Below are 15,323 nucleotides of genomic sequence, written 5' to 3' on the forward strand. Positions count from 1 at the left end.
GCCGAAATTCCGTTGCCTCGAAGACGGCGCCGTTTCGGAATTTCGCGTTCCCACCCCAGATCCGGTCATCCGCCGTTCGACAATGCGTAACCTTCGGGGTAAGGGCGCGCCGTGATGATGGACGATGCCGCACCCGACCTGTTGCCCGAAGGGCTGGAAGACCGCCTCCCGCCAGAGGCCGCCGCAGCTACGCGCGTGATGCGCGCGATCCAGGACGTGATGCACTCGCACGGATACGACCGCGTGCTGCCGCCGATGATCGAATACGAACGGTCGCTGGCCGGGCGCATGGCGGGCATCAACGCGCGGCGCATGTTCCGCTTCGTCGATCCGTCCAGCCTCAGGATGATGGCGCTGCGCGCGGACTATACCCCGCAGATCGGGCGCATCGCACAGACCCGGCTGGCCGATGCGCCGCGTCCGCTGCGCCTGTGGTATGCAGGCCAGGTGCTGACCATCAAGCCGGAAGGGCTCGATCCGGCGCGCGAATGGCTCCAGTGCGGGGGTGAGCTTGTCGGCGCGGACAATGTCGCCGCCGCGAGCGAGATCGTGACGATGGCGATCGAGGCGCTCGAAACCGCGGGTGCGACGGGCATCAGCGTGGATTTCACCCTGCCCGACCTTGTCGATACGCTGGCGGCAGACGCCATGCCGCTGCCCGCCGAACGGATTGAGGCCGTCCGGCGCGAGCTTGACGCGAAGGACGCGGGCGGTCTGGTGGAGGCCGGCGGCGAGGGTTACCTGCCGCTGCTCTATGCAACCGGCGAATTCGATACCGCGATAGAGCGGCTCGCGGCCTTTGACGCGGCAACCGGATCGGGCGGCGGCGCGCTTGCCAGCCGGATCGCGGGGCTGAAGGAGATTGCTGCATCGCTGGGCGGGCGTGTGCGGCTGACACTCGACCCGTCGGAGCGCCACGGCTTCGAATATCAGAGCTGGTTCGGTTTCACGCTCTATGCCGATGGCGTGCGCGGTGCGCTGGGTCGCGGCGGGACGTACAGGATCGCCGGTGAGGGCAAGGGGGAGCCGGCAACCGGCTTTTCGCTCTATCCCGATGCGCTGGTCGATATCGTCGCACTGGCGGATGCGCGCGAAGACCTGCTGTTCCTGCCGCTGGGGCACAACCGGGAAGAGGCCGCGCGACTGCGCAGCATCGGCTGGCGCACGGTGGCCGCGCTGTCGGAAGGCGATGCGCCGGGCGTTCTGGGCTGTACGCACATGCTGACAAGCGAAGGGCCACAACCGGTCTGACGGCTGCGGCCCCGCTGTTAGTCCATCCGTTCGGGCGGGGTTCGATCAGAGTCCGGAGAACGTCGCCGGGTCCGGCCCGATGCGGCCATTGGCATCGTCGAGCATTTCGATCCGGCCCATCTGGTCACGCTTGAGGTGCGTGGAAAGCGCCGCGAAGTTGTCAGCCGCGTGGGCGTGGCTGCTCGCCTTGGGGATCGGCGCGAGGCCGTTCTGCAGGTGCCAGCGCAGCACCACGGCGGCAGGCGTCGCGCCCGTTTCCTCGGCGATCTCGCGGATCACGGGGTTGTTCATGGCCTTGCCCTGGCCCAGCGGCGACCAGCTTTGCGTCGCGATGCCCATGTCCGCGTGGACTTTGCGCAGTTCGCGTTGCTGGAACGTGGGATGGAGTTCGACCTGGTTGACCGCCGGGACCACGCCGGTTTCCTTGTCCAGCCGTTCCAGGTGTTCGGGCAGGAAGTTCGAAACGCCGATCGACAGCGCCTTGCCTTCGTCGCGAAGCTCGATCATCGCCTTCCAGCTCTCGACGTAGAGGTCCTGTTCGGGGCAGGGCCAGTGGAGCAGCAAAAGGTCCACGTTGTCGCGACCCAGCCTTTCGAGCGAGCGGTCGAGCGCGGCGCGCGTGCCTTCGTGGCCCTGGTCGCGATTCCACACCTTGGTCGTCAGCCAGACCTGGTTGCGGCCGCGCAGGCCTTCGCCGACGCCGTCCTCGTTCTCGTAGATGGCGGCGGTGTCGACCAGTTTGTAGCCGATGTCCACGGCATCGCGGACACACTCCGCCGCGTCACTGTCGGGCACCTGCCAGGTGCCGAAACCGAACTGGGGCATCTCGCGGCCGTCGTTGAGTATGATGACGGGTTGGGGGACGAGAACTCCTGCGCGCATGTTATCTCCTTGTTGCCAAACGCAATCGCTGTGCCGGTGCAAGTCCTGCGATCCGAAGGCCAGGGGGCCGGGACCGGAGCTGCCGTGAAGACAGGCTGGCACGCTGCAAACGGCAGGCGGACCAGGGAGATGCACACCCGGATACGAAACGACAACGACCGGAAGGCCGGATCGATCCGAAAATGCCCCGCTCAATCGCCGAACAGTTCGGCGAGCCTGCGACCGGAATGGGCGATCGCTGCATGGCCATAGGGCACCGGGACGCCGATTGATTTCGGCGTGGCCGCGCAGCCCTTCGCGCGAATAGCAGCCGAGGTCAACCTTGCCGCCCGTCGCGCACGGGTCCAGTTCCGGCCTGATTCTGGCCGGAATCTGGGCATTGTTCCCCTGTGCGCTGTGAACCGGAATTTTCGGGTCGCATTCCAACCGTGGCTTGACTCGCCCTTCCCCCTCCCATTAGGGCGCGCTCCGCAAATCCGCGCGTCGGCACATCGCCACGCGTACCGGACATCCGCATCGCCGAGTCCTGTCGAAGGGCGATTGACGGATCCACCCTGGCAGGTGGAGAACCTGTATCCATGGCCAACGTAACCGTAATCGGCGCCCAGTGGGGCGATGAAGGCAAGGGCAAGATCGTCGACTGGCTGGCGAGCCGCGCCGATGCCGTCGTGCGCTTCCAGGGCGGACACAATGCCGGCCATACGCTGGTGGTCGGCGACCAGACCTACAAGCTCAGCCTGTTGCCCTCGGGCATCGTCACCGGCACACTTTCGATCATCGGCAACGGCGTGGTGCTGGACCCCTGGCACCTGAAGGCGGAGATCGGGAAGCTGGAAGGGCAGGGCGTCAAGATCAATGCGGACAACTTCGCCATCGCCGATAACTGCCCGTTGATCCTTCCGCTGCACCGCGACCTTGACGGATTGCGTGAAACCGCGGCGGGGGCGGGCAAGATCGGCACGACGGGTCGCGGCATCGGCCCAGCCTATGAAGACAAGGTGGGACGCCGCGCGATCCGGGTGTGCGATCTGGCGCATCTCGACGCGCTCGATGCGCAGCTTGATCGCCTTTGCGCGCATCACGATGCGTTGCGCGCCGGGTTCGGGGAACCGCCGGTAGATCGCCAGGCGCTGATCGCGGAACTGAAGGAAATAGCGCCCTTCGTGCTGCAATTCGCCCAGCCGGTGTGGAAGCGGTTGAAGAAAGTGCGCAAGGCGGGCGCGCGCATCCTGTTCGAAGGCGCGCAGGGCGTGCTGCTGGATGTCGATCACGGTACCTATCCCTTCGTCACCAGCTCGAACACGGTCAGCGGCACGGCGGCAAGCGGGTCTGGCCTTGGCCCCTCGTCCACCGGGTTCGTGCTGGGGATCGTCAAGGCTTACACCACGCGCGTTGGATCGGGTCCGTTCCCGACCGAGCTTGACGACGATACCGGCCAGCGCCTTGGCGAACGCGGGCATGAATTCGGCACCGTCACCGGCCGCAAGCGCCGCTGCGGATGGTTCGACGCGGTGCTGGTGCGCCAGTCCTGCGCGATTTCGGGCGTGACCGGGATCGCGCTTACCAAGCTCGACGTGCTCGACGGGTTCGATACGGTGAAGATCTGCACCGGCTATCGGCTGCGCGGGCAGGACGGCAAGAGCCGCATCTTGGACTATTTCCCCAGCCACGCGGCAGACCAGGCCGCGGTCGAGCCGATCTACGAGGAAATGGAAGGCTGGAGCGGGACAACGGCGGGCGCGCGGTCGTGGGCGGACCTGCCGGCACAGGCGATCAAGTATATCCAGCGCGTGCAGGAACTGATCGAAACGCCCGTCGCGCTCGTTTCCACCAGCCCCGAGCGCGAGGATACCATCCTTGTGCGCGATCCCTTTATCGACTGACGCCATGCGCGCCCGCCTCTTCCTTCCCCTGACGTTGCTTCTTGCGGTGGGAGAGGCGGGCAGCGTCGCCGCGCAGGCAGGCGACCCCGGCGATGTCGATTTCGTGCTGGTCGAAAAGGCGGCGCGTCGGCTGACGCTCTATTCGCAGGGCCGCGCCGTGCGCGTTTACAACGCGATCCAGCTGGGCGGGGCGCCCGTTGGCGCCAAGCATTTCGAAGGGGACGAACGCACGCCCGAGGGGCGCTATACGATCGATTATGGCAATCCCGACAGCGCCTATCACCTTTCGCTGCACATCTCTTATCCCTCGCCGCGCGATACCGCCTATGCGCGGGCGCATGGGCGCTCGCCCGGCGGAATGATCATGATCCACGGGCAGCCGAACGGCTGGGCTGCCGGGCGTGCGCCGGGCGACTGGACCGATGGCTGCATTGCGCTGAGCAACGCGCAGATAGAGCAGCTTTGGGAAACGGTGGGCGACGGTACGCCGATTGAGATCAGGCCCTGAACCGCCCGCCTGGGCTGCTCTGTCAGGGGCGGCAAACGCCGCACATCTCCCGTATTCACGATCAAATCGGATTAATCGTGTCCGCAAAAATGGCTGCGCGCGCGCTATGATGGCGTGGTCACGCAAAATTCGGGAGATGGGCAATGGTCGGCCCCGGCACGTCGTTTCAGCACTGGGATGGCCAACAATTCGGCCGGCAACGGGCCGTGGGCCTGTTCGCGTCCGACGAATTCTCTCTTCAATTGCTCACGCGGATATCGTCCGACGTGGGGGTGGACCTGAAAATGTCCTGTTCCATTGAAGACTTGGCCGCAGCGCCCGGCCTGCTGGACGAACTGGATCATATCACGATTGCGTTCGATCGTGTCGATACCGTGGCAGAGGCCGCGGCCGAGGTGATGAAGCAGGCGATGGCCGTGCGCCCGGCATTGCGGGCGCTGGTGCTCGTCCCGATGGAGTTGCTCGAACTCGCATGGCGTGCATTCGATCCCTCGCAGGCGAACGTGCTGGTGAACCCGTTCGGATCGGAAATCGCCCAGGCGCTGATCCGATGCGCCGGCCCGCAGCCAAGCGACCAAGTCCGCGACGATAGCGAGACGTCGGACGATCTTGTCAGGTCGCTGATGAAGGAAGTTACCCGCCTGTCGCACAGGCTGGATCGGCTGATGCAGGGCGGCCAGCAATCGGGTGGCTTGCTGTTCGCGCAACCTGATGACGATGCAACGCAGGGCGGCGTCAGCGACAGGAAGCAGGGCTATAAGGCCGAAAGCGAGAGGGAAGGCGGCACGATAAGGCGATTGCGCCCGGCGTTACCCGATCCGCGACTGGTGCGCCGCGTAATCCGCCAGCGCCAGCTGCGCGCGCGTTTTCTCGATGCGGACCTGTTTGCCGATCCCGCGTGGGACATCCTGCTGGATCTGACGGCGGCGAGGGGGGAGCATACGCGGGTTTCGGTTACGTCGCTCTGCATCGCCTCGGGCGTTCCGCCCACCACCGCGCTGCGCTGGATCGGGCAGATGACCGAAGGGGGCCTGTTGCAGCGGGTTGACGACGAAGCGGACCGTCGCCGCGCCTTCATAGACCTTACGGACAAGGCGGCGGATGCGATGGCCCGCTATTTCGCCGAAGTGGGCACGGGCGTCCAGGGCGGGGTCTGAAAGACGCCGGTGCTGCGCCAGCCCGGCTGTGTATTCGCCCACCGCCGCGCCCGCCGGAGGCGTGGGGTGGCCACGCCCGCCGGTGCCGTCAAAGCTCCGCCCGGCGCAGCCGCAGGGCGTTGCCGATGACTGAAACCGACGACATGCTCATCGCGGCGGCGGCGATCATCGGGCTCAGCAATATTCCGAAGAACGGGTAGAGCACGCCCGCCGCCACCGGCACGCCGATGGTGTTGTAACCGAACGCGAACAACAGGTTCTGTCGGATATTGCGCATCGTCAGGCGCGACAGGCGACGCGCCTTGGCGATTCCCAGCAAATCCCCGCTGACCAGCGTTACGCCCGCGCTTTCCATCGCCACGTCTGTGCCCGTGCCCATCGCGATCCCCACGTCCGCCGCGGCGAGGGCGGGGGCATCGTTGATCCCGTCGCCCGCCATGGCCACCTTGCGACCCGCGGATTTCAACTCGCCGACGATGCGGTGCTTGTCTTCGGGCGATACGTCCGCATGGACTTCGTCGATGCCCAGTTCGCCGGCCACGGCATGGGCCGTGGCGGCGGCATCGCCTGTCAGCATCACCACGCGCACGTTCTGGTGGTGCAGGCGCTTCACCGCCTCGGCACTGCTCTGCTTGATCGGGTCTGCAACCGATAGCAGGCCGGCCAGTGCGCCATCGACCGCGACATACATCACCGTTCGGCCCTTCGCGCGACCGGCCTCTGCCTGCTTGTCCGCATTTGCGTCAGCGATTCCCAGGCTCTCCATCAGGCGCGCATTGCCTATGGCAACCGTGCGTCCGCCCACCTCGGCCCGCGCGCCTTGCCCGGTGATCGATTCGAAGTTTTCGGCCTCCTGCAAGGCAGCGCCGCGTTCGGTCGCACCCGCGACGATGGCGGCGCCGAGAGGATGTTCGCTGCCGCGCTCTACGCTTGCGGCAAGGGCCAGCAGGTCGCCTTCGGGGAAGTCGCCGATCGGTTCCACGGCGACGAGCCGGGGCTTGCCTTCGGTCAGCGTGCCCGTCTTGTCCACCACCACGGTATCGATCGTCTCCAGCGCCTGAAGCGCTTCGGCGTCGCGGATCAGGATGCCGTTCTGCGCGCCCTTGCCGGTGCCGACCATGATCGACATCGGCGTGGCAAGGCCCAGCGCGCAGGGGCAGGCAATGATCAGCACGGCGATGGCGTTGACCAGCGCATAGGCGAGCGCGGGCGGCGGCCCCCAGATTGCCCATGCGATGAAAGCGACGATGGCGCTGGCCACGACGGACGGCACGAACCACGCCGCCACGCGGTCTGCCAGGTTCTGGATCGGGGCGCGGCTGCGCTGCGCGGCGGCGACCATCTGCACGATGCGCGACAGCAGCGTGTCGCGCCCGACATGTTCGGCCACCATCACAAGGCTGCCGTTTCCGTTGACGGTGCCGCCGGTCAGCCGGTCGCCCGCGGTCTTTGCCACGGGCATCGGTTCGCCGGTTACCATCGATTCGTCGACGTGGCTCGATCCGCTTTCGACCGTGCCGTCCACCGGGATCTTCGCGCCGGGGCGCACGCGCAGCCGGTCGCCCGGATGAACGTCCGCCAGCGGCACTTCACTGTCACCATCCTCGCCGATCCGGACAGCGACCGGCGGCGCAAGTTCCAGCAGCGCGCGCAGGGCGCCGGACGTTTGCCCGCGCGCCTTCAGTTCCAGCACTTGCCCCAGCAGGACGAGCGTCGTGATGACAGCCGCCGCTTCGAAATAGACGCCCACCCGCCCGGCATGGTCGCGAAATGCAGAGGGGAACAGGTCCGGCGCGACGGTGGCGACAAGGCTGAAGCCATAGGCGATGGCGACGCCCAGCCCGATCAGTGTGAACATGTTGGGATTGCGCGTGCGTACCGACGCGACAGCGCGCGCGAAGAAAGGCGCCGCGCCCCAGAACACCACCGGCGTCGCCAGCGCCAGCTGCACCCATTGCGCCCAGCCCGGCGAGATCAGTGCACCAAGCGGGTTGCCGGGCAGCATTTCGGCCATCGCATAGAGGAACAGCGGCACGGTGAAGATCGCGCTGATCCAGAAGCGTCGGCGCATATCGATCAGTTCGGGGTCCGGCCCGTCATCAAGACTCACTTCCTCGGGCTCTAGTGCCATGCCGCAGATCGGGCAGGTTCCGGGGCCTTCCTGCCGCACCTCGGGGTGCATCGGGCAGGTGTAGATCGCGCCGGGCACGACCGGTTCCGGCTCGCGCGGGGAGAGGTATTTCGCGGGATCGGCAACGAATTTCGTGCGGCATCCCGCCGAACAGAAGTGATAGTCCGTGCCGTCATGTTCGGCGTGATGCGGAGACTTTTCGGGGTCGACCGTCATCCCGCAAACGGGGTCGATAACCGTGCCCTGTGCCGAATCGTCGTGCGCCCCCGCGCAGCAATGAGCGTGCTGTTCCATAAAGTGGCAATCCTTGGGCCGAAGCGGCCGTTCCCGGTGTCAGTCGGGCTTGTTCGAAGCGCGTCGTTCGAAAAAGCGGTAGAGCGAGATGAAGACGGCGGCGACATACCAGCCAAGCGCATAGGCAACGGCGACACCGAAGACGACGTGCCACACCCCGTAAGCGCCATAGCCGTAGCCGGCCATTTGCCAGCCGCCCGCGTGCCAGCCTCCCGGCCCGGCGCCGTTCATCATCCAGCCCCGGCCGCCTGCCTGCGTCATCGCGCCGGTCATCGGACCGTGCCAGCCGCCAGGGCCGGCCATGTGCGTCAGGCGCAGCAGCGCAAGCGGCAGGTAGGCAAGGACGAAGGTGAGCGAAAGTGCGTTTCCGGTCGTAGAGATGCGCATCGGATATCTCCTCGTCAGCGAAAGGGGGATGGCGGGATTGCGACTCGGCCGCATCCCTGTTCCCCCGATTGCCTATACCCCTACCCTGTATTTTCCGATTGCGCAATATACCCCATGAGGGTATAGGTCAGTGCGTCATCGCAAGGCTGAAACGGCTATCGGAAAATGCACGCGAAGTTCTCCAGGGAAATCACCCGCATGAAGCGGATCGAGGGTCAGGCCCGCGGCGTGGTGCGGATGATGGAGGACGAACGGTATTGCATCGACATCCTCCAGCAGCTTTCCGCGATCGAATCCGCCGTGCGCGCGACCAAGTCCAAGGTGCTGGAGATCCACGCCGCGCATTGTATCGAGGATGCGATCAAGACGGGCGACACTGAAGACCAGCGCCAGAAGTTCCGCGAACTGGTTGACCTGTTCGAAAAGGTCGGGCGGTGATCCGGCTCCGATTCCTTCAACGCGCGGTGCGCCGGGCCTGTTCCGCGCTTGCGATGTTGGTGGCGGCCCTGATGCTGGCCGCCGCCCCCGCGTTGGCGGCGATGCCCGCTGCGGGTGTTCCGGCCCCCGTTCATCCGTTTCATGCCGGGCACGCGGACGGCGATGCCTGCGCCGAAGCCGGGCAGCACCACGCCCCATCGCATGACGGGGCGATGCCTGCGCACTGCCTTGCCAGTTGTCTTGCGGCAATGGCCGTAACCAGCCCGGTCGTTCCATTCGCCAATTTGCCGCGCCCCGTATTGCAGGGGTTACCCGAAGCGCGCGGCATCGATGCGCTCGTACCCCACTCCCTGCCGGTCGATCCGCCCCCGCCGCGCCTTTCCTGAGTTGCCGACGTTTACCCCGTCAACAACCCGATTCAGGAGTAAGACCATGAAGACCATTGCAATGTTTGCCGCGCTGACACTCGCAGCCGCCCCCGTTTCGCTTTTTGCCGCAGAGGCGGCGCCTCCCCAGCCCGACGCGACCGCCATGCCGTGTCCGGCAATGCCCCACAACCCGATGGGCCAGCACCAGATGGGTGCGATGCAGGGTCGCGTGAAAGGCGGAGGCGCGATGCAGGGGCAGATGCCCATGCAGGGCCAGATGCAAGGGCAAATGCACGGCCAGATGAATGGTCAGCAGATGCAGGGCCATCAGATGCAGGGCCAGAAGATGCAGGGCCAGAAGATGCAGGGCCAGAAGATGCAGGGAATGCCGATGCAGGGTGGCATGTCCGGTAACGGCCATGGCGCCATGATGGGACAGGGTCAGGCCGCGATGGCGGGCCACATGGGCATGTCCGGCGGTATGATGCCGTGCCAGGCGAGCCCCACGCCCCAGCCCGAGGCAAAGCCAAAGGGCAACTGACACCCGCACCCGCATCGGTCGACGGCAGGACGCGCGGACTCTTTGTCCGCGTGCCCCGCCGCCTTACCTGAAATGCTCCTGCGACCGGCGGATGCCGGAAGGACAATCATGCTCAATCCAACGCTACACCGGCGCGCCCTGCTGGGCGGCGCCCTTGCCGCTGGCGGCGGCGCGGCCATCTCGGCCCTGTTTCCCCAATGGGCGCGTGCCCAGACCGCGCATCTCCCGGCCGGCGGCGCGGACGCGCTTACGGGCGAGGAGATCGCACTGTCGATCGCCCGCACACCCTTTACGCTGGGTGGACGCACCGGCAGCGCCACCACCGTCAACGGCACGCTTCCCGGCCCTCTGATTCGCCTGCGCGAAGGGCAGGACGTGCGGCTTTCGGTAACCAACCACCTCGATGTCGACAGTTCGATCCACTGGCACGGGCTGCTCGTTCCGTTCCAGATGGACGGCGTGCCGGGCGTGACCTTCCCCGGCATTCGCCCGAACGAAACCTTCCGGTACGGCTTCCCGATCCGGCAATCGGGCACCTACTGGTATCACAGCCATTCGGGCGGGCAGGAAGGCACCGGGCTGATCGGCCCTATCGTGATCGATCCGGCCGCTGGCGAGCGCGTGCACGCCGACCGCGAGATGATCGTGATGCTCTCCGACTGGAGCTTCATGACGCCGATGGAAATTCTGCGGAAGCTGAAGGCGCAGCCCGACTATTTCAACTATCAGCAGCAGGCCTGGTTCGAAGCGCCATCGGGCAAGCCGATGAGCGTGGCCGACAAGCTGAAGTGGGGCCGCATGCGGATGTCTCCGTCGGACATCGCGGACGTGACCGGCGCGACCTATACCTACCTCGTCAACGGACAAGGGCCGGACGCGAACTGGACCGGGCTGTTCCGTCCCGGTGAGCGGGTGCGCCTGCGCGTTATCAATTCCTCGGCCATGACGATCTTCAACCTGCGTATCCCCGGCCTGCCGCTCACCGTGGTGGCAGCGGACGGCAGCGATGTGAAGCCGGTGGAGACGGACGAGATCCAGATCGGGGTTGCCGAAACCTATGACCTGATCGTGACGCCTGACGATCGCGCCTACACGCTGTTCGCCGAATCGGTCGACCGGTCGGGCTATGCCCGTGGCACGCTGGCGCCGCGCGCGGGAATGACCGCCCCGATCCCCCCGCTGCGCAAGCCGCCGCTGCTGACCATGAAGGATATGGGCATGGGCGGAATGGCCGGTATGGCGGGAATGTCCGGCATGGATCATGCCATGAATCACGGTGCTGACGGCGGCATGAAGATGCACGGTTCGATGTCGATGCGCGATCCGGCCAATGCCCCCGGTGTCGCGCTTACGCCCGGCGTCGACATGATCGCGCCAATGCCGGTGGACCGTACCGGTGACCGCGGCCTGGGGCTCGACGGCGTGAAGCACCGCGTGCTGGTTTATACCGATCTGGAAGCGCCCGAACCGCGCCATGACATATCCCCGCCTACGCGTGAGATCGTTGTCCACCTGACCGGCAACATGGAGCGATACATGTGGTCGTTCGACGGCAGGCGCTTTTCCGAAATCGTCGAGCCGATCCGCCTCGCGCGCGATGAACGGGTGCGCTTCAAACTGGTCAACGAGACGATGATGACCCACCCGATCCACTTGCACGGGTTCCTGTTCGATCTCGTCAACGGCAAGGGGGACCGGCTGCCGAAGAAGCACACCGTCAATGTGCTGCCGGGCGGCTTCGTCGCGTTCGACCTTACCGCGGACGAGCCGGGGGACTGGGCATTCCACTGCCACCTGCTGCTGCACATGATGTCGGGGATGTTCAACGTCGTGACCGTGCGCCCGCTCGATGGAGGTGCGGCATGAAACAGGCACTCGCAATTCCCGCCGCACTCGCCGCCGCGCTTTGGCTTACGCCCGCACTGGCCCAGTCACCCAGTCATGACGGGCACGGCATGTCGGGCATGGACATGCCTGGCATGAAGGACAGTCCGGCTGCCGAACCGTCCGATGCGAAGCCCGATGCGATGCAGGGCATGGATCATTCGGGGCACACCATGACGATGGATGCCAGCCCGATGCACGCCATGCCGATGAAGTCAGACGGCGCAATTCCGCAATCGCCGCCGCCCCCCGCCGCGCAGTCCGGTCCCGCCCACGCCGCGGATGCCTTCTACCCGGACGGCGAGATGGCCCATGCGCGCGAAATGGTGACGCATGAGATGGGCGGCCTGAAAACGACCGTCGTTATGGTCGACCGGCTGGAAGCGCAGACCGGAAAAGGCGGCGGCAGCTGGGCCTGGGAGGGCGCCTTGCGCACCGGCGGAGATATCGACCGGCTGTGGATCAAGACCGAAGGCGAAGGCGAGCTTGACGGGGGAATAGACGATTCCGAAGTTCAGGCGCTGTGGGGCCATGCGATCGGCCCCTGGTTCGACCTTCAGGCCGGTGTGCGGCAGCAGTTCATGCCCGGTCCGGACCGCACGCAGCTTTCCGTGGGAGTGGAAGGGCTTGCGCCCTATATGTTCGATATCTCGGCGGAAGCGTTCGTTTCCACGCAGGGAGAATTTACCGCGAAAATCGGCGCGGAAATCGACCAGCGGTTGACCCAGCGACTAATCCTGCAGCCGCGTGTCGAGGCGAACCTTTCGGCGCAGGATGTCCCGGAAATCGGCCTTGGTGCGGGTGTTACTTCGCTTCAGACCGGGGTCAGGCTGCGCTACGAATTCCGGCGCGAATTCGCGCCCTATGTGGGCGTTGAATGGCAGAAGCAGTTCGGTCGCACCGCGGACTATACCAGGGCCGACGGCGGAAATGCCGACAGGGTCGTCGCACTGGTCGGCCTTAGGGCGTGGTTCTGACCGGCATGCAAGCGGCCGGATCGCCCCGGTGGTCCGGCCGCGACGTCTCCAGTGCGGATGACTGGTCCAGTGCGGATGACCGGCCAGCAACATGACCGGCCAGCAACATGACCGGCCAGCACCATGACCGGATTGACGCGCCGCGAAAAACGCCCCAATAGCGCGCTTCCTGCGAATGCGGGCGGTTAGCTCAGTTGGTAGAGCATCTCGTTTACACCGAGAGGGTCGGCGGTTCGAGCCCGTCACCGCCCACCATTTCCGCGTCTCGCAAGTCGTCCGGGGGACGACTTGCGCGAAAATTCCCGAGCCTAGGCGAAGGGGTGAAGCGTCTCGTAACGCTTCTCAGTCCGCAGCCGGTCCCTGCTATTTGCCTGCCAGTGTTTCGGCCAGCATCGCGTCGGTTCGCGCGCCTGCCCAGTCGTGCGCGCCGATCATGCGCCACACTTCCTTGCCCTTCGCGTCGTACAGCACCGTCGTCGGCAGCAGGCCGGTGTTGTAATGGAAGCTGAGGTTGGTGTCGGGGTCCATCCACGGTTCAAGGTGCTTGAACGGATGGCTGGAAAAGAACGGAGCAACCTTCGCGGCGCCCTGCATGTCCTGGCTGACGGTCACCACGCGCAGCTTGCCCGCATATTTGCCGGCAAGTTCGTCCAGCATCGGCATTTCCACCACGCATGGCCCGCACCACGTTGCCCACAGGTTGATCAGCACCGGTTTGCCTTCGAGTTCGGTCAGGCGCAGCGTGCGACCGGACGGATCGGCAAAGGTAAAGTCGGGCATCGCTTCGCCGCGGTGCGATATGTCCAGCGTGCCGTTCTGCTCCGCGCTTGCGCCGGGCACCTGATCCGGGCCGCTTTCGCTCTGCTGTTGCACGGGAGCGGGGCTTTGCCTATCGCACCCGCCCAGCGCGAGGAGCGCGGCAGCAGGGACCAGGACTTTGGCGGATCGCGGCGATAAAATGGGCAATTCGGGCTCCAACCAGATGTGGGGCGGCAGGTTCGCCGCGGGTCCGTCGGCGATCATGCGCGAGATAAACGCCTCGATTCCCTTCGACAAGGCTCTGTGGCGGCAGGACATCGCGGCAAGCAAGGCGCATGTGGAAATGCTGGGCGCGAAGGGCATCGTCTCGGCAGCGGATGCCGCGACCATCGCGGACGGGCTGGACAAGGTCGCCGCCGAATACGAAGCGAACGGCGTGCCCGAGGACTGGGATCTCGAAGACATCCACATGACCACCGAAAGCCGCCTTGCCGAACTGATCGGCCCGGCGGCGGGGCGGCTGCATACCGCGCGCAGCCGCAACGATCAGGTGGCGACCGACTTCCGACTGTGGGTGCGTGAGGCACTGGACCAGGCGGACGCGGGGCTGAAGGCGCTCCAGCAAGCGCTGGTGGTGCGGGCGGGCGAACACGCGGACAGCATCATGCCGGGCTTCACCCACTTGCAGACCGCGCAGCCGGTGACGCTGGGCCATCACCTCATGGCCTATTACGAAATGGTGCGGCGCGACCGTTCGCGCCTTGCCGATGCCCGCGCGCGGATGAACGAATGCCCGCTGGGATCGGCGGCGCTGGCGGGGACCGGCTTTCCGATCGACCGGCAGGCCACCGCGCGGGCGCTGGGTTTCGACAAGCCGACCGACAACAGCCTCGATTCGGTGTCCGACCGCGATTTCGCGCTCGATTACCTGATGGCGGCCACACAGTGTTCGCTGCACCTTTCGCGGTTGGCCGAAGAGTTCATCATCTGGGCCAGCCAGCCCTTCGGCTTCGTTACGCTGCCCGACAGCCTTTCGACCGGCAGTTCGATCATGCCGCAAAAGAAGAATCCGGATGCGGCGGAACTGGTGCGCGGCCATGCGGGGCGGATTGCCGGGTGCCTTACCGCGCTGACGATCACCATGAAGGGGCTTCCGCTCGCCTATTCCAAGGACATGCAGGACGACAAGCCGCCGGTGTTCGAGGCGGCAAGCCTGCTTGCCCTGTCCATCGCGGCGATGACCGGCATGGTCGCCGATGCGAAATTCCGGACAGAGCGGATGCGCGGCGCGGCAGAGCTTGGCTATGCCACGGCAACGGACCTGGCCGACTGGCTGGTTCGCGTGGCCGATATCCCCTTCCGAGAGGCGCATCACATCACCGGCGCGGTGGTGAAGGCGGCGGAAAGCGCGGGGCTGGCGCTTGACCAGTTGTCGCTGGACGACCTCAAGGCGATCGACCCGCGCATCGACGAGCGCATCTATGATGCGCTGTCGGTCGAGGCTTCCGTCGCCGCGCGCGCCAGCCATGGCGGAACCGCGCCCGACGAGGTAAGGAAGCGCGTGGCCGAGGCGCGCAAGGCGCTCGGCCTTGAAGGAGACGCATAGTGCCGCGTGCCGCCGCCGCAAAGATTGTCGCGCTTGCCGCGCTGGCGCTGTCCGGATGCGGCAACCGGCGCGAGCTGAAACCCGTGGCGGGCGCGGACCTTCCGCCGCCCGCCTATGGCCAGGGCTATCGTCCCAGTTCGGACGACCTGCTCAAGCTGCCGGTCCAGGCAGCGCCCGCACGCAACGTAGAATTGCGGCAACGGTCCGAAGATCGCGAAGACGATCCTTTCGACCTGCCGCCGGAAAACTGACCGGAA

Annotated in this window: 16 protein-coding genes and 1 tRNA gene; 12 read left to right on the forward strand and 5 right to left on the reverse strand. The window is 66.0% G+C overall.

Annotation, left to right across the window (positions count from 1 at the left end; all coding sequences use genetic code 11):
• Positions 1 to 117 precede the first annotated feature (117 nt).
• On the forward strand, positions 118 to 1,251 hold the full coding sequence (locus RXV95_RS04340) for an ATP phosphoribosyltransferase regulatory subunit (RefSeq protein WP_338468493.1): 1,134 nt from the start codon (positions 118 to 120) through the stop codon (positions 1,249 to 1,251).
• Positions 1,252 to 1,296: 45 nt separating this feature from the next.
• Here the strand turns inward: RXV95_RS04340 and RXV95_RS04345 are convergent, their stop codons facing one another.
• Positions 1,297 to 2,133 carry an aldo/keto reductase gene (locus tag RXV95_RS04345; RefSeq protein WP_338467790.1) on the reverse strand — a complete coding sequence of 279 codons (837 nt, stop codon included), beginning with the start codon at positions 2,131 to 2,133 and terminating at the stop codon, positions 1,297 to 1,299.
• 191 nt (positions 2,134 to 2,324) lie between these two features.
• On the reverse strand, positions 2,325 to 2,453 hold the full coding sequence (locus RXV95_RS04350) for a hypothetical protein (RefSeq protein ID WP_338467791.1): 129 nt from the start codon (positions 2,451 to 2,453) through the stop codon (positions 2,325 to 2,327).
• A 258-nt stretch (positions 2,454 to 2,711) separates the two neighbouring features.
• Here RXV95_RS04350 and RXV95_RS04355 point away from each other — a divergent pair, with 258 nt between their 5' ends.
• From RXV95_RS04355 to RXV95_RS04365, 3 genes are all read left to right on the forward strand, one after another.
• Positions 2,712 to 4,016: an adenylosuccinate synthase gene (locus tag RXV95_RS04355; RefSeq protein WP_338467792.1), complete on the forward strand. Its 1,305-nt coding sequence runs from the start codon at positions 2,712 to 2,714 to the stop codon at positions 4,014 to 4,016.
• A 4-nt stretch (positions 4,017 to 4,020) separates the two neighbouring features.
• The gene (locus RXV95_RS04360) at positions 4,021 to 4,524 is read left to right on the forward strand and encodes a L,D-transpeptidase family protein (protein WP_338467793.1); all 504 of its coding nucleotides are present in this window, start codon (positions 4,021 to 4,023) and stop codon (positions 4,522 to 4,524) included.
• Positions 4,525 to 4,667: 143 nt separating this feature from the next.
• Positions 4,668 to 5,681 (forward strand): winged helix DNA-binding protein, encoded by a 1,014-nt coding sequence (locus RXV95_RS04365; protein WP_338467794.1) that lies wholly within the window; start codon positions 4,668 to 4,670, stop codon positions 5,679 to 5,681.
• 88 nt (positions 5,682 to 5,769) lie between these two features.
• Here the strand turns inward: RXV95_RS04365 and RXV95_RS04370 are convergent, their stop codons facing one another.
• The gene (locus RXV95_RS04370) at positions 5,770 to 8,106 is read right to left on the reverse strand and encodes a heavy metal translocating P-type ATPase (protein WP_338467795.1); all 2,337 of its coding nucleotides are present in this window, start codon (positions 8,104 to 8,106) and stop codon (positions 5,770 to 5,772) included.
• 39 nt (positions 8,107 to 8,145) lie between these two features.
• On the reverse strand, positions 8,146 to 8,493 hold the full coding sequence (locus RXV95_RS04375; RefSeq protein ID WP_338467796.1) for a hypothetical protein: 348 nt from the start codon (positions 8,491 to 8,493) through the stop codon (positions 8,146 to 8,148).
• Positions 8,494 to 8,691: 198 nt separating this feature from the next.
• Here RXV95_RS04375 and RXV95_RS04380 point away from each other — a divergent pair, with 198 nt between their 5' ends.
• The 6 genes from RXV95_RS04380 (at position 8,692) to RXV95_RS04405 (ending at position 12,956) form a co-directional block, all read left to right on the forward strand.
• Positions 8,692 to 8,931, forward strand: coding sequence for a metal-sensitive transcriptional regulator (locus tag RXV95_RS04380; RefSeq protein WP_338467797.1), 240 nt, complete (start codon positions 8,692 to 8,694; stop codon positions 8,929 to 8,931).
• Positions 8,928 to 9,317, forward strand: a complete 390-nt coding sequence (locus tag RXV95_RS04385; RefSeq protein ID WP_338467798.1) for a hypothetical protein — start codon at positions 8,928 to 8,930, stop codon at positions 9,315 to 9,317. Before RXV95_RS04380 ends, RXV95_RS04385 begins: the two co-directional genes overlap by 4 nt.
• Before the next feature lie 46 nt (positions 9,318 to 9,363).
• Positions 9,364 to 9,840: a hypothetical protein gene (locus RXV95_RS04390; RefSeq protein ID WP_338467799.1), complete on the forward strand. Its 477-nt coding sequence runs from the start codon at positions 9,364 to 9,366 to the stop codon at positions 9,838 to 9,840.
• 108 nt (positions 9,841 to 9,948) lie between these two features.
• Entirely contained in the window at positions 9,949 to 11,706 is a 1,758-nt protein-coding gene (locus tag RXV95_RS04395) for a copper resistance system multicopper oxidase (RefSeq protein WP_338467800.1), read from the forward strand.
• The gene (locus RXV95_RS04400; protein ID WP_338467801.1) at positions 11,703 to 12,701 is read left to right on the forward strand and encodes a copper resistance protein B; all 999 of its coding nucleotides are present in this window, start codon (positions 11,703 to 11,705) and stop codon (positions 12,699 to 12,701) included. Before RXV95_RS04395 ends, RXV95_RS04400 begins: the two co-directional genes overlap by 4 nt.
• A gap of 179 nt (positions 12,702 to 12,880) precedes the next feature.
• A tRNA-Val gene (locus RXV95_RS04405) sits at positions 12,881 to 12,956 on the forward strand.
• A gap of 108 nt (positions 12,957 to 13,064) precedes the next feature.
• Here the strand turns inward: RXV95_RS04405 and RXV95_RS04410 are convergent.
• Positions 13,065 to 13,574, reverse strand: a complete 510-nt coding sequence (locus RXV95_RS04410) for a TlpA disulfide reductase family protein (RefSeq protein ID WP_338467802.1) — start codon at positions 13,572 to 13,574, stop codon at positions 13,065 to 13,067.
• 109 nt (positions 13,575 to 13,683) lie between these two features.
• Here RXV95_RS04410 and argH point away from each other — a divergent pair, with 109 nt between their 5' ends.
• Both argH and RXV95_RS04420 read left to right on the forward strand, forming a co-directional pair.
• Positions 13,684 to 15,066 carry an argininosuccinate lyase gene (gene argH, locus RXV95_RS04415; protein ID WP_338468494.1) on the forward strand — a complete coding sequence of 461 codons (1,383 nt, stop codon included), beginning with the start codon at positions 13,684 to 13,686 and terminating at the stop codon, positions 15,064 to 15,066.
• A complete protein-coding gene (locus tag RXV95_RS04420) occupies positions 15,066 to 15,317 on the forward strand; it encodes a hypothetical protein (protein ID WP_338467803.1) in 252 nt (83 codons plus the stop codon). The genes argH and RXV95_RS04420 overlap by 1 nt, the downstream gene beginning before the upstream one ends.
• Positions 15,318 to 15,323: the final 6 nt, after the last annotated feature.

Source organism: Novosphingobium sp. ZN18A2, assembly GCF_036784765.1.
In the GTDB taxonomy this organism is placed as follows: Bacteria; Pseudomonadota; Alphaproteobacteria; order Sphingomonadales; family Sphingomonadaceae; genus Novosphingobium.